A 15184-nucleotide genomic window follows, 5' to 3' on the forward strand; every position below is an offset into this window, starting at 1 on the left:
CTTTCATTATTTAGTAGAATTATTCTTTTTCTTTGAAATATATGTTTTTTTAGATTTACTCTTTAAGTTTGCTTTAGAAGAATTCTTCTTTTTTGAACTTTTTTTATAGTTAGATTTTTTATTATTTTTTTCTTTTGATGGAGATGAATTTTTAACTTTAACACTAGTTTCAGCATCTTTTGATTGAGAATTTTTTATGGCTAAAGGTTTTTTTGCAACTGAGTAACCAAATTTACCTAAAGCTTCGGTATCCATTTTAAAATACTCTCCATGACAATATGTTATTAAATCTGCATTTTCAAAATGTATTTTACCTTTTTCGTCCATTAAATTTTTATTTACATGAGAACCAACAACTTCTGCGATAAATAAATCATGAGTACCTAATGGTATTATGCTTTTAACTTTACATTCAATTGAAACAGGACATTCATCAATATATGGTACATTGATATTAGTACCAGGTTTCATTGTAAAGTTCATTTCTTTAATTTTATCAAATTTTCTACCAGGACGAACTCCACAGTAATCAACGGCTTTAGTCATGTTAGAAGTAGGAAGATTTACTGTAAACTCCATAGTTTCTTTTATATATTCATAGGAAAGACGTTCTGGTCTTACTGAGATTGATAGCATAGGTGGCTTAGTACAAACGGTTCCTGTCCATGCTACAGTAAAAACATTTTCTTTACCTTCCTTATTTTTTGAAGTTATTAAGACAACAGGTACTGGGTTTAAAATAACGCTACCTTTAAAGTCTACCTTTTCATTCATATTTTTCACACCTTTTCAAAATTATCTTTACGATTATAACATAAAGAATAATAAAGTTACAAGAAGATCAATGAAGATAAGGTAAACCATCAAGAAATAAGAGTTATTAGGTAAAGTAAGACTTAGAGATTTAAAATTGGGGTTATAGAGTAAGGGTAACTATCTAAATAATTAAATTAAAAAATTAACTAATTAAAAATTAAAAATGGCAATTAAAGGAACTGTTATAATAGTTTAATCCTTCATTTGCCATTTTTGATTATCTGTAATATCTACTTCTTCTATTTCTTCTATTTGATTTTGAAATCAATTTAACAATTACAACTATTAAAACTATTGCAATTATTATAGCAAGCACAGCTGCTGCATATATAGGGAAATTAGCTTTTAATAATTGACCAGTAGATAATTGAACACTACCTTGAACTGTTTCATTATATCCTGCTATAGAGAAGGTTAAATCAACAGTATTGTTTGAAGCAACTTTCCAAGCATCTAAGTCTGTATTAGATAATTCAATTTTAGCATTTGCTGAATTATAGTCATTATCATAATACATTATGTCTGAATCCAGTACAACTGGTGCAGTTATTGTTTTTGTTGGACCGAAGAATCTAAATAATTTATATTCTAATTCTGTAGTACCAATTTCAGTTCCTGCAGTTTTAAAAGGAACTTTTTCGGCGTTATAACTATAATCTGCTATTGATTTAGTATCATTAAATACGTTAATACCTTCTGCGCCATATTCAGAACCTAAAACAACAGTAATTAAGTTTCTGCCATCTCTAGTGTAGTAACCTACGAAACAATGACCAGCCATAGTTTCAGTTCCTGTTTTACCACCAACATTACCATCTTTACCAAGATTTTTATTTCTTGTATCTATTATTATTTTAGCATCGTTAATTGATACAGAAGTTGAAGGTAATTCCATAGTTTCTCTTATCCAATCATTTTGATAGGCTGCTTTACCTATAAGAGCTAAATCATAAGCTGTAGTTACATTGTGAGTAGTATTGTTAACTTCTAACCCATTAGGATTAATGAAGTTTGAATTTACAGCACCAAGTTCTTTAGCTTTTTCATTCATCATAGCTGCAAAAGCATCTACAGAACCAGCTACTGATTCAGCCATCATAATTGAAGCGTCGTTTGCAGAAAAAATCATAACAGCTTTCATAACATCATCAGCAGTCATAGTATCTCCAGGCTTTGCTCCGCCAGATAAATAACCACTTAAAGTAGTTTCAGTAAGAGAAGCTGAAGTATCTGTATAAGGAATTAAATCGCTTTTACTCTTATTTTCAGCAAAGATTAAAGAAGTTAAAAGTTTAGTAGTACTTGCTGGTGAGCGTTTTACATCAGCATTTTTTGAGTAAATAATTTCACCAGTATCTAAATCCATAGTAATTGCCGATTCTCCAATTATTTGAGGAGCATCATTTGTAGCTGCAAATACATTAACAGTAGATATAAATGGTACTATTAATGTTAAGCAAATAAATAAAACAATTGTTTTGAAAAAATTCTTTCTCATTATAATCTCTCCGTATTTATAATATTTAATTATTTATTTAATCTAGTAATCATTACTTCTTTAGCTTTTAATTCTAAAGTATCATCTAATTTTTCAAGAGCTACTTCAGAATATTTTATTTCAAGTGCAGTTTTTATAAATCTATCTGCAAGCTCAGGGTTTTTAGCTAAAAGTGCACCATGGAAATAAGTACAATAAGTATTTTTATAAATACATCCTTCATATCCATCAGAACCGTTATTACCATACCCATGAACACATTTACCAAGAGGCTTAAGTCCATTTAGATAAGTTCTTCCTGAGTGATTTTCAAAACCTACATAAGTTTCATCAAATTCTTCATTATAGATAACAGTATTACCTATAAATCTAGTGTCACCAGCTTCAGTATAAATGTCTAGTATACCTAATCCTTTGATTTTTTCTCCGTTAGGAGCAGTGTAATACTTACCAAGTAATTGATATCCACCACAAATTGCAATTAGAACTTTACCGTTATTAATATACCTAGATAATTCATCTTTTTTATTATCCATTAAGTCATCAGATACTATTGTTTGTTCATAGTCTTGGCCACCACCAAAGAATACAATATCATAATCATCTGCATTAAATTCATCATTTAATGAAATATTAGATACATTAACTTTAATACCACGTTCTTCAGCTCTATGCTTTAATATTAATATATTACCAACATCACCATAAACATTTAAAAGATCAGGATAAAGATGACATATATTTAATTCCATAATATCCTCCTATTCTACCAAAGATTTTTTATATAACCTTTAGAGTGTAAGTACTTTCTATAATTTATCATTGCAGTATAAGTTGCAAGGATATATAATTTTTTATTTTTACCATTTTTGATTTTTTCAGTTAAGCCTTCATATTCCTCTTCTATAACAAAGCTTGAAGGGGATAGCCCAGCTGTTTTAAGTCTTACAGCCATATCAAAGCTTCTCATACCAGAAACATAAACTTCATCTAATTTTACGTTGGCTAAATTTTCAAAGTTAACATCCCAAATCCAAGAAACATCTCTACCATCTGCATAATTATCGTTAAGTAAGAATGCACATGAAAAAGCATCTTTATTTAGGCACAATGTATCGAGTGCTTGATTATATCCAGCTGGATTTTTTACTAGGATTATTTTTACTTCTTTATCATCAATGTTTATAATTTCTTGTCTACCAAAGCTAGAACTTTGACTTTCTAAAGATTTTTTTATAGTAGCATCATCTACATTAAGTTCTTTAGTAATAGCATAGGCACAAAGAGCATTGTAAATATTATAAACTCCAGATTGTCCTAAGAATATTTCAGTATCACCAAATTTAACAGTAGAACTTTCAGCTGTTAGTTCTATAATCTTATCAACACCATATTTTATCTGTGGATGAGTATAGCCACAGCCTGTACAGTAGTAATCACCTAAATGGTTATATGTAACAAAGTTGTAACTGTAAGGCGTTTTACAGAATTTGCAGAATTTAGAATCTGCATTAACATCTATTGTTTTATTCTCATTAATTGCAGTTTTGAATCCATAAAAAATACAAGGGTTTTTTACATCTAGTTTACCTAAAAGAGATTCATCACCATTTAAAACTAGCTTTGTTTCAGGAACAAGAGTTATTCCTTCTAAAATTTTAGTTAAAGTAGTATATACCTCACCATATCTATCTAACTGATCTCTAAAAAGATTTGTTACAGTTATTATTTCAGGAGTAAGATATTTTGTTATATACTTTAAATTGGCCTCATCTACTTCAATTACTGCATATTTATCTTCACCTTTATTGTTAAAGAACTTATAGTGTCCTACAAAAGTAGTAACAATTCCAGGGAAAAGATTAGCACCTGTGTTATTTGTTATTACGTTTAGACCTTTTTCTTTTAGGATGTTATAAATCATGCTTGTAGTAGTAGTTTTACCATTAGTTCCTGTTACCAAAATAACCTTATAGCCTTTAGAGACTTTAGATAAAATGTTATTATCTAGCTTTAGAGCTACTCTCCCAGGAAAAGTAGTCCCACCTTTTAAAATGGTTTTAGTTAGAAATAATGTGAATTTTGTTGCTAATATACTTACGATTGACTTAATACTAATTTCCTTCACCACCTACAATAATTTATTTACATTATTAACAATAATATTGAACTATAATCATATAAAAGTAATATTATAAACAAAATTATAATATTGTTTTAAATGTTACATCAATACTAAAATAGTATAACACAAACTTACGGTTTAACAAATGTATCTTGATAGGATATTTAAATTAAATTAAAAAAAATAAAAATAAATTTTAAAAAAATGAATAATTATTTAACATTACATTAGTTAATATTGACGATGTTTATATATAGGAAGATAATAATAAGAAAAACTAATGAGGAGATGGAAGTTTTGAAAAAATTTTCGTTTGTTGATAAAGAAGGAAAAGAAATAAAATGTTATAAATGGGATGCGAATAGTGAAGCTAAAGGGATAATACAAATATCCCATGGAATGACAGAATATGCATGTAGATATGATTATTTTGCCAATAAGCTTTCGGAACAGGGATTTATTGTATATGCACATGACCATAGAGGGCATGGAGAAACAGCTAAAAGTGAAGAAGAAAGAGGATATATAGCTGATAATGAAGGATTTGATATACTTGTTGAAAATGTTAAAGAACTAACTGATATAATAAAGAAAGAAAATAATGGCTTGCCTTTAATATTATTTGGACACAGTATGGGTTCTTTTGTAAGTCAAAGATATATTGAATTATATGGAGATGAGTTAGATGGTGTTATTTTATCAGGAACAAATGGAAGGCCAGATTACATAACAAGACTAGGAATAGTAATTTCAAAGGTTGAAATGAAGATAAGAGGAAGAGAAGCAAAGAGTGAGCTTATGGATAAATTATCATTTGGAAGCTTTAATAATAAATTTAAACCAACTAGAACAAATTATGATTGGTTATGTTCTGTTGATGAAGAGGTTGATAAATATATTGATAGTGAATATTGTGGATTTATTTGTACAACCTCATATTATTATGATTTAATAAGAGGATTATGGAAAATAAATGAGAAAGAAAATTTAAATAAGATTCCTAAGGACTTACCAGTTTATATTTTTGCTGGAGATAAAGATCCTGTAGGAGATTTTGGAAAAGGAATAATTAATTTATATGAGTGTTATAAAGCTTTAGGGATAAAAGATTTAAAATATAAGCTTTATAAAAATGGCAGACATGAAATGTTAAATGAAAATAATAAGGATGAAGTTATTGAGGATATATTAAATTGGATAAATAATATTATATAATATTTTATCATTTATAATTTACTGAACATTATTTAATGTTATGAAACATATATTTGTAGTAATAATAATGAGGGGTGTTTAGTATTGAAAGAAAAGAAGAAGGTAAAGAAAAAAAATAAAAAACAAAAAGGTATATTAAGAAATATATTTTGCTATAATAATAAATTTGATATTATGGCATTGATGAAAAATATATTACTTCCATTAGCTGGAGCTATTATAATTACTTTATTTACTAAAAATTCAATGAATACATATGATACATTAAAGAAAAGTATAGTAACTCCACCAGCAATAGTTTTTACAATAGTTTGGACTATATTATATACTTTGATGGGAATAGCTTCTTATAGAATTTATATGAATAATAAAGCTGGGAAAAAAGATTATGATGGATATTTTTATTATATTATTAAGTTATTAATTAATTTTCTTTGGTCTATAGTATTCTTTAATTTAAGACTATATGGAATTTCTTTTATTTTAATAATATTACTACTTATATTAATAGTTATTACTATAGTAAAGTTCTTTAAGGTTGATAAAATAGCTGGTATATTAATGATTCCATATATATTATGGGTATCATTTGCATCATATTTAAGCTTATATATATGGATATTTAATGAAATGTAATTTTAATTAAGGAATATATTTAAACAAATTTGGTAAAAGTTAAAAGGGGTAAATTAATTTTATTTGCCATTTTTAACTTTTTAATTATTTTGTTATTTTAATAATCATTTGAATTATAAATTTAAATGATATAAAATATACACTTAGAAATGTATATTTTATATTTAAGGAGAAGAGTATTTTGAAGAAAGTAATTATAGCGGAAAAACCATCTGTCGCTAAAAATATAGCAGATGCATTTAAGATAAAGACAAGAAGAGATGGTTTCTTTGAGGGGGAAGACTATTTAGTTACTTGGGCATTTGGACATTTGCTTCAATTATATGATGCAAAAGATTATGATGAAAATATGAAGGGATGGAGAATGGAGAAGTTCCCCTTTATACCAAATAATTTTAAGTATAAGATAAAATGTGATAGTAGCAACAGGGAAGTTGTAGATAAAGGTGCAGAAAAGCAAATTAATATAATTAAGGGATTAATAGATAGAGAAGATGTGGACGGAATAATATCTGCAACTGACTTTGATAGAGAAGGGCAAGTTATATCAGATGAATTATTTATACATTATGATATAAAAAAGCCTATATATAGACTTCTTCTTAATGAATGGACAGAAGATGAAGTTAAAAAAGGAATGGCTAATTTAAAGCTTAATAGTGAAATGAAGCCTCTTCAAGATGCGGGAATAGGGAGACAGTTAGCAGACTGGACTATAGGTATTAACTTAACATCGGTGGCAACGCTACGATATGGTGCTAGTGAAAGAAAAACTATAAATATAGGACGTGTATTATTACCAACATTAAAAATAATTTATGATAGAGATAAGGAAATAGAAAATTTTAAGGAATCGTCATATTATAAGTTATTAATAAATTTAAAATCTAAGGATAATATAGAATTTGAAAGCCTTTATTATGAAAAGGGAACAGAAAAATTTGAAAAGAAAGAGTACCTAGATAGTATAAGTAAAATATTAAAGGAAAAACAAGCAGTAGTTGTAGATAAAGAAATTGAAAAGAAACGAGAATATCCGCAGCCGCTATTTAACTTGTCAAATCTACAAGGATATATTACAAGTAAATATAAAGGATGGACGTCAGATAAAGTTTTAAAGGTTGCACAAGGACTTTATGAAAAGAAGCTTATAACATATCCAAGAACAGCAAGTAGTGTTCTTGAGGAAAGTTTAGTAGACAAAGCCAAAAAAGTACTAGAAACACATAAAAAAGGATTACCATACGAGGAAGAAATTAAGTTTGTTAAATCAAAAAGGGTTTTTGATACATCAAAGGTTGAAAGCCATAGTGCAATAACACCAACATATGTTATTCCAAAGGGATTAAGTACTGAAGAACAGTATGTTTATAATGCTATTAAAAATAGATTTATAATGCAGTTTATGCCTGTAGCTGAATTTGAAGAAACTAAAATTACATTTAAAGTAAATGAAGAAGCTTGTATAGGTGAATTTATTTCTAAGGGGAAAGTTGAAATTATTAAAGGGTGGAGAATAGTAGAAAAAATTGAAACTAAGGATACAATTTTACCTTTAGTAGAAAAAGGTGAAAATTTAGATATAGTAGATAGTAAAGTTAATAAAGTTACTAAAAAGCCACCTAAATATCATACAGAAAAAACGCTTTTAAGAGTTATGGAAACTTGTGGTAAAGGTTTTAAAGAAGAAAATTCTGATGATGAAACAAACTCAGAAGAAATGATGCAAGCTATTTTAAGTGGATTTAGTATAGGAACACCAGCAACTAGAGCTGAAACTATAAAGAAGTTAAAAGATATAGGATATATTAAGACTAAGGGAAAGAGTTTAACTACAACAGAACTTGGAAGAACAATAGTTGAGATATTTCCAGCAAAAGAGCTTCTAGATTTAGAATATACAGGGAGACTTGAAAAAACCTTAGCTGATATAGAAAAAGGAAAATTTAAAAAAGAAGATTTCCTAAATTTAATATTTGAATTTACTAAGAACTCCGTTGAAAAAATAAAAAACGACAGCTCAATGTTACATAAATTTAAGGTTGAAATACCAAATGGAGCTGAAGAAGTAGGAAAATGTCCTGTGTGTGGAAATTCAATTATTGAAGGTGAAAAGGGATTTGGTTGTGTAAATTGGAAAAATGGTTGCAAATATACTATTTGGAAAAATGATAAGTTTATCGAATCTATGGGGAAAAAAGTTACTAAGGAAATGGTTGAATTACTTTTGAAAAATGGAAAAGTAGGTTTTAGAAATCTTAGAAGTAAAAAGGGAACGTTATTTTCAGCTTATTTAAGATATGAAAAGGATGAGAATACGGGATATTATAATTGGAAAATGGAATTTATTAATTAAGAAAGCTATCTATATAGACTAATTTAAGTTTATATAGATAGCTTTTTAATTTTAAATAAATTTAGTTAATAAGGTATAGAATAGTGGTGCTAAAAAGACAGTTATAATTCCTGCAATTCCAATAGATAAAGAACTCATAGCACCTTCAGTTTCACCGATTTCTAACGCTTTAGTTGTACCAACAGCATGTGAAGCGGTACCTAATGATACACCTATAGCAATTGGATTTTTTATTCTTAAAAGCTTTAATGTTATAGGTCCTAATACAGAACCAGCGATTCCTGAAACAACAATAGCCAGTACAGTAATAGAAGAAATTCCACCAAGGCTATTTGTTATTTCGATTCCAATTGGAGTAGTAACACTTTTAGACAATAAGGAAACTATTAAAGTGTTATCTAAATTTAAAAATAATGCAATGGAGATTACAGATAGTATACTAACTAAACTACCTATTAAAATACCACTCATTATAGGAATAAAATTTTCTTTAAGTAAATTAAATTGTTTGTATAAAGGTACAGCTAATATAACTGTTGCAGGCCCAAGAAATATATTTATAAATTGACCGCCTTTATTATATGTATCAAAATCAATATTAAATATTTTTAGAAAACAAATTATTAATAGAGAAGCAATTAAAAGTGGATTAAAAAGAGGAAATTTTGTTTTTTTGTATATTAATAATCCAATTTCAAAGGCAATTAGAGAAATAAAGATTCCAAAAAACATATTGTCAGTAAAAATACTCATTATATTAGGCTCCTTTCTTAGTACTATTTTTAGGTTTTTTATTATGTACATTATTACTAGATTTTTTATTGCAGATAAATTGAACAGTTAAACTAGTAACGACAATTACTATAACTGTAGTTAGTACACATAAAAGTAGTATTTTTAATAGACTACCTTTTAATGCTTCAAATGAAACCATAAGTCCAACTGTTGCTGGTATAAAGAAGAAAGCTAAGTGATCTAAAAAAAAGTTAGATAAGTTTTCAACTTTTTCTAATTTAACTATATTGCTTATTAAAAGTAAAAATAATAATATCATTCCTACTATATTACCGGGAATAGGTAGATTAAATAATTTTGAAATTATTTCTCCAGCAAAATAAATAGATAAAATTAATATAGACTCTCTAAAAAATTTCACAGCAAATACCTCCATAAATTGATATAAAAATATTTTAACATTAAATAATAATTAAGTAAATCTACTAAATAAGATACTTAGACAATTATTAATATAAAATGCTCCATTAATTAACAAAATACAATTGTAAGTCATATTATAAAGCATAGTAATTTATAGAAGTTTTGCTGAAGGGTGGTTTATGAGTAAAGTTTTTAAAAAGTTTTTAGCTATTGTAGGTGTAGTTGCATTTATTGGAGTAGCTTTTATGGGGTGTGGAAAAACTGATAAAAATACTAATACTTCAAATGAAGAAAAAAAGGCTGAATTACAAACAGTACGGTTAAATGAAGTTGTAAGATCAGTTTTTTATGCACCTATGTATGTAGCTATAAATGAAGGTTTTTTTGAAGAGGAAGGGCTAGAAATAGATTTATCAACTGGACAAGGTGCAGATAAAACAATGCAACAATTGTTAAGTGGAAATGTTGATATAGGATTTTCAGGTCCAGAACAAGTTGTTTATATTTATAATCAAGGTAGGGAGGACTATCCAGTTGTATTTGGACAACTTACTCAAAGAGATGGTTCATTCTTAGTAGGTAGAAGTGAAGAGGAAGATTTTGATTGGAAGTCATTAGAAGGTAAAGAACTTATAGGTGGAAGACCAGGTGGAATTCCAGAGATGGCATTAGAATATGTTTTGAAACAAAATGGATTAGACCCTAAAAAAGATGTAAGTATGGTTACAAATATAGATTTTACAGCCACAGCAGGTGCTTTTAAGTCAGGAACAGGAGAATATGTAGCATTATTTGAACCTACAGCAACTATGCTTGAAAAAGATGGTGGTGGAAAAATAGTAGCATCTATTGGAGAATCAGCGGGAAATATCGCATATACCTGTTTTTATACAACAAAGTCATATATGGATGAAAATCCAGAAGTAATACAAAAGTTTACAAATGCTATTTATAAAGGTCAACAATGGGTAAAAGAACATACAGATGAAGAAGTTGCAGATTCAATTATTTCATTTTTCCCAGGTACTGATAAGGATGTTATAGTACAAGTTATAAAAAACTATAAAGATATTGAGGCTTATGCTGAAAACCCTGTTGTTTCTGAAGATGGTTTAAATAGACTTATGGACATTATACAAGGTTATGACGACAGTTTAATAAAAGAGAGACCGGATTTTAACATTATTGTAAATAACACTTTTGCAAATGAAGCAATAAAGTAAATTTTAAAGGGGTTGTAGCAAAATAGCTTGCACAACCTCTATTTTACTAAATGTTAAGATAAGTGAAATTGTAGATTTAACTCAAAATGAGTATAGACAATTTGGAAAATTGAATTTGACCCTACCAACTAAAGTAGTGGTGAGATTTTTAAATAATTAGTATTAACTTTTAATTAAGGTAAAGGGGTGGTGGTAAAGTGAGTCTATTAGAAATAAAAGATATAAATATGAATTATCATACTATTGAAGGAGTAACAGAGGCTTTAAGAAATATAAATTTTTCAGTTGATGAAGGTGAATTTATAAGTATTATAGGACCATCCGGATGTGGAAAATCAACATTATTAAATATAATTAGTGGAATTTTAACTCCATCATCAGGTGAAGTGAAATATAATGATCCTCAAATAAAAACTAATCTAGATAAAATGGGATATATGTTTCAAAAAGATTATTTATTTCCATGGCTTACAGTAAGAGAAAATGTGTTACTTGGACTAAAAATAAAGAATATATATACAAAAGAAAATATAGAATTTGCGGATAAAATGTTGGAGTGCTATGGATTATTAAAATTTAAATCACATAAGCCAACTCAACTTTCAGGAGGAATGAGACAAAGAGTAGCACTTATTAGAACCCTTGTTTTAAAACCAGAGGTATTACTTTTAGATGAGCCATTTTCAGCTTTAGATTATCAAAGTAGATTAAATGTTACAGATGATGTTTATGAAATTATAAAGAAAGAGAGAAAGACAGCAATAATGGTAACACATGATTTAGGAGAAGCTATTGTAATGTCGAAAAGGGTTATAATACTAACTAGTAGACCAGCGACTATAAAAGATGATGTTTTAATTGAGTTTAAAAATAAAGATGCAACTCCTTTTGATAAGAGAAAAGAGCCTGAATTTAATGTTTATTTTAGAAGGTTATGGGGGGAACTTGATGATGGAAAAAAACAATGAACATGAACTTTATTTAAAAGGAGTAAAAAAAGAAAAAATAAAAATTACTTTAACAAGAATATTTATTTTAATTGCTTTAATTGCACTATGGGAAATTGCAGCGAGAGTTGGTTGGATAGATCCATTTTTAACATCAAGCCCTAGTAGAATAGTTAAATCTTTAATGAATTTTATAAATGAAGGAACATTAGGAAGACATATTTTGGTTACTTGCTATGAAACTATATTAGGTTTTACATTAGGAACTGTAATTGGTGTAATAATTGCAATATTATTATGGGCATCAAAAACAGCATCTAAAGTATTAGAACCGTATTTGGTAGTATTAAATGCTCTTCCAAAAGTAGCGCTAGCTCCTATTATAATTTTTTGGGTTGGAAATGGAACGCCAGCTATAATTGTTATAGCATTATTAATATCTTTAGTAACAACTATAATAAGTGTATTATCTGGATTTAATGAAGTTGACAAAGGAAAGTTATTATTAATGCGGACATTTCAAGCGAATAAACTTCAAACATTGAGATATCTAGTATTTCCAGCATCAATACCAGTTATAATATCAGCATTAAAGATAAATGTTGGTTTATCATGGGTTGGTGTTATTATGGGAGAATTTCTAGTTGCAAGAGAAGGATTAGGATTCTTAATAATATATGGTGGACAAATTGCTCAATTAGATATGGTTATGATGAGTATAGTTATTTTATCAGTAATTGCATTTTTAATGTATGAAGCAGTAGCCATACTTGAAAATAAATTTATAAAAAAAGATTAGCTTATAAATTAAGATTTTGATAAAGTAAAGGAGAGTTATTAAAAATATATATTGATATACTTAATAAATTTAAGTTAATTAATATATAACTTTTAATAAGGCTCCATATTCTTTTACTTTACAATTTTAGTGTTACGTTTAATATGAGTAGATATTTACAAATAAATAATTTAAATGAATATTTATATAATAGCATTTCTTGTTTGTTATTATATGTGATTATATGATTATTTTAAATTATATAATATAAAAGTTAAAACGGAAGAGTAAATTTAAGAACAAGTCATAGAGAAAATAGTAAGATTTAACGTGGAATTTCCAAGATAAGAGAATATATTTGAAAAAAAGTGAATTATCTGATAAAATAAAGAATATTGTAGAAATGAGAAAATAAGTATGGAGGAGTTATGGATAATAAAAATAAAATTACTAGTGAATTTGGTAATGAAGAAAGTGTTTTAAAAAAGAAAGATAATAAAAAAGACTATATTCAAGCTATAGTAATAATAGGATTATCACTATTTTTTGTTTTTGCTGTTATGGTGAGCATACAGAGTGTTATGGGAAAAGAAACATTTAGTATCACCACAAATACAGCGGAGCAATATTATTATGCTGGTAAATATGATAATGCAATAGCAGAGTATATTAAGATGCAGGAAAAAGAAGATTGGCCAATTTATAAAGTAAAAGCTGCAGAGATATATTCATTAAATGGAAAGTTTAATGAATCTAACAATTTATTAAAAGAAGCCATGATATTAAAAGATAAATTAGTAGCAGAAGATGAGGAAAAGTATTTAGAGAAAGATAAGGAATTAGTAAATGAAGTTATATTTACATTCTTTATGAATGGTGAAAATGATCAGGCTTTAAGTTTAGGTGAATATTATTTAGAGGTATACAATGATTATAAACCACTATTAAAAACTATGTTTACTGTATATATGGCAAATAATAAAAATACATATGCAAAAGAAATAGTAGAAGCATATCCGGTAGATAGAGATTCAGCATATGATTTATCCATATTAGCAGAAATGCAATTTATTTTAGGAAATGTTAATGAGGGAATAAACACTTTAAAAGAAGCCTATTATAATGATGCAAATGAAATTAAAGTATCTGATGTAATAGAGCAAGCGGTTATTTTTGATAAGAATGATTTATTATCAGAATTAGAATTTTTAAATGAAAAAAATCCAGAAGAAGCATTAAATATGTTTATTGCTAAAATATATTCAATGGATGAAGAAACAAAAGAAATCGCTAATGAAATATTAAATGATTCATTAAACAAAGTAAACAACATAAATTGTGATTTGATAAAAATATCAATAGATATAAGTGAGAATAATAAAAGTAAGTTAAAGAAGTTAGTTAAAGAATTAAGTGAAACAGAAGATGATTCATATATAGCTTCATATTTAACAGCGATAGATTACTATAATGATGGTGATTATAATAAGGCTTTTGAAAAAGCTAACGAAAGTATAGTTGAAAATAGAAACTATCCAAATAGTTATGGAATATTAATTCCTAACATAATGAATGCATTGGGGACTTTAGATAATGTAGATGCATATATTAGAACAGCTTTAGAGAAAGAACCTTTTAATTATTATATCATGTTAAAATCAGGTGATTATTATGCTGATGTTGTTGCAAATTATACTAAAGCAGAAGAGTATTACAATTTAGCAAAGCCATTTGTATCTAAAACAGATGAGATATATTATAAATTAGCTATGTTAGATGTACATCAAGAAAAGTTTGAAGATGCAATAGTAGATTTAGAAGAAGCAATAAATGTAAACTCAGAAAATGAAAACTATTATAGAGCATTAGGAACTATTTACTTTAATGAAAATGATAATGAAAAAGCATTAGAATTTATAAGAAAGGCATTTATGGTTAATGAGAATGATGTTTTAACATTAAATAATGCAGCTTGTTATTATATGATAGTAGAGGAAGATGTATGGAGAGCGTATGCAAATATTGAATCTGCGTATGATGATATGCCTAAAGAATTAGATGAAAAAACTAAAGCTACAATAATTGATAATTATAATAAAATAAAGAAGGTTTATGATGTTGTAGCAAATGATTCTGGGGCAGTAATTACTGTACCAACATTAGAATTAGTATATTAAATAAGTTAAAAAAGATAGGAATATTAAAAGCATAAATTAATATATTTTAAATAAAGAACACTAATAGAAAGTTTTATTAGTGTTCTTTATTTTTTTATTGTTTAATATTAAAAATATAAAAAAACTATTAAATTTATAGAAAATTCTGAAATGATAAAAAAATATACTTTTCACTTTTAAAAATTTATGATATTATTAAATAAGGAAAAAGATTGAAATTTTGTAAATGTATGCAAAGTAAAAGGATCTTAAAGT

Annotated in this window: 13 protein-coding genes; 7 read left to right on the forward strand and 6 right to left on the reverse strand. The window is 27.0% G+C overall.

The genetic code is table 11. The annotated features are described in order from the left end of the window. Positions 1-6 precede the first annotated feature (6 nt). The 4 genes from LPC13_RS03250 to LPC13_RS03265 form a co-directional block, all read right to left on the reverse strand. Complete coding sequence (locus tag LPC13_RS03250; protein ID WP_005213943.1) at positions 7-774, reverse strand: flavin reductase family protein; 768 nt, start codon at positions 772-774, stop codon at positions 7-9. Between the two features lie 259 nt (positions 775-1033). After that, complete coding sequence (locus LPC13_RS03255; RefSeq protein ID WP_005213944.1) at positions 1034-2314, reverse strand: D-alanyl-D-alanine carboxypeptidase family protein; 1281 nt, start codon at positions 2312-2314, stop codon at positions 1034-1036. A gap of 29 nt (positions 2315-2343) precedes the next feature. Beyond that, the gene (locus LPC13_RS03260; RefSeq protein WP_005213945.1) at positions 2344-3066 is read right to left on the reverse strand and encodes a type 1 glutamine amidotransferase; all 723 of its coding nucleotides are present in this window, start codon (positions 3064-3066) and stop codon (positions 2344-2346) included. A gap of 14 nt (positions 3067-3080) precedes the next feature. Continuing rightward, complete coding sequence (locus LPC13_RS03265) at positions 3081-4442, reverse strand: Mur ligase family protein (RefSeq protein WP_040419629.1); 1362 nt, start codon at positions 4440-4442, stop codon at positions 3081-3083. A gap of 285 nt (positions 4443-4727) precedes the next feature. On the opposite strand from LPC13_RS03265, the gene LPC13_RS03270 reads away from it, so the two are divergent. The 3 genes from LPC13_RS03270 to LPC13_RS03280 all read left to right on the forward strand — a co-directional run bounded on the left by LPC13_RS03270 (position 4728) and on the right by LPC13_RS03280 (position 8646). Further along, entirely contained in the window at positions 4728-5654 is a 927-nt protein-coding gene (locus LPC13_RS03270) for an alpha/beta hydrolase (protein ID WP_040419630.1), read from the forward strand. Between the two features lie 84 nt (positions 5655-5738). Further along, positions 5739-6290 (forward strand): TspO/MBR family protein, encoded by a 552-nt coding sequence (locus LPC13_RS03275; RefSeq protein WP_005213948.1) that lies wholly within the window; start codon positions 5739-5741, stop codon positions 6288-6290. 181 nt (positions 6291-6471) lie between these two features. Next, the gene (locus LPC13_RS03280) at positions 6472-8646 is read left to right on the forward strand and encodes a type IA DNA topoisomerase (protein ID WP_005213949.1); all 2175 of its coding nucleotides are present in this window, start codon (positions 6472-6474) and stop codon (positions 8644-8646) included. Between the two features lie 51 nt (positions 8647-8697). Here the strand turns inward: LPC13_RS03280 and LPC13_RS03285 are convergent, their stop codons facing one another. Continuing rightward, positions 8698-9399, reverse strand: coding sequence for an LrgB family protein (locus tag LPC13_RS03285; protein ID WP_040419632.1), 702 nt, complete (start codon positions 9397-9399; stop codon positions 8698-8700). Between the two features lie 4 nt (positions 9400-9403). Then, a complete protein-coding gene (locus LPC13_RS03290; RefSeq protein WP_051040695.1) occupies positions 9404-9802 on the reverse strand; it encodes a CidA/LrgA family protein in 399 nt (132 codons plus the stop codon). Positions 9803-9983: 181 nt separating this feature from the next. On the opposite strand from LPC13_RS03290, the gene LPC13_RS03295 reads away from it, so the two are divergent. From LPC13_RS03295 to LPC13_RS03310, 4 genes are all read left to right on the forward strand, one after another. After that, a complete protein-coding gene (locus LPC13_RS03295) occupies positions 9984-11027 on the forward strand; it encodes an ABC transporter substrate-binding protein (RefSeq protein ID WP_005213952.1) in 1044 nt (347 codons plus the stop codon). 197 nt (positions 11028-11224) lie between these two features. Next, positions 11225-11995, forward strand: a complete 771-nt coding sequence (locus LPC13_RS03300) for an ABC transporter ATP-binding protein (protein WP_005213953.1) — start codon at positions 11225-11227, stop codon at positions 11993-11995. Then, on the forward strand, positions 11976-12773 hold the full coding sequence (locus tag LPC13_RS03305; protein ID WP_005213954.1) for an ABC transporter permease: 798 nt from the start codon (positions 11976-11978) through the stop codon (positions 12771-12773). Before LPC13_RS03300 ends, LPC13_RS03305 begins: the two co-directional genes overlap by 20 nt. A gap of 407 nt (positions 12774-13180) precedes the next feature. After that, a complete protein-coding gene (locus tag LPC13_RS03310) occupies positions 13181-14929 on the forward strand; it encodes a tetratricopeptide repeat protein (RefSeq protein ID WP_234088589.1) in 1749 nt (582 codons plus the stop codon). The last annotated feature ends 255 nt before the right edge of the window (positions 14930-15184 follow it).

The organism is Clostridium celatum, from assembly GCF_021412605.1.
Classification (GTDB): Bacteria; Bacillota; Clostridia; order Clostridiales; family Clostridiaceae; genus Clostridium; species Clostridium celatum.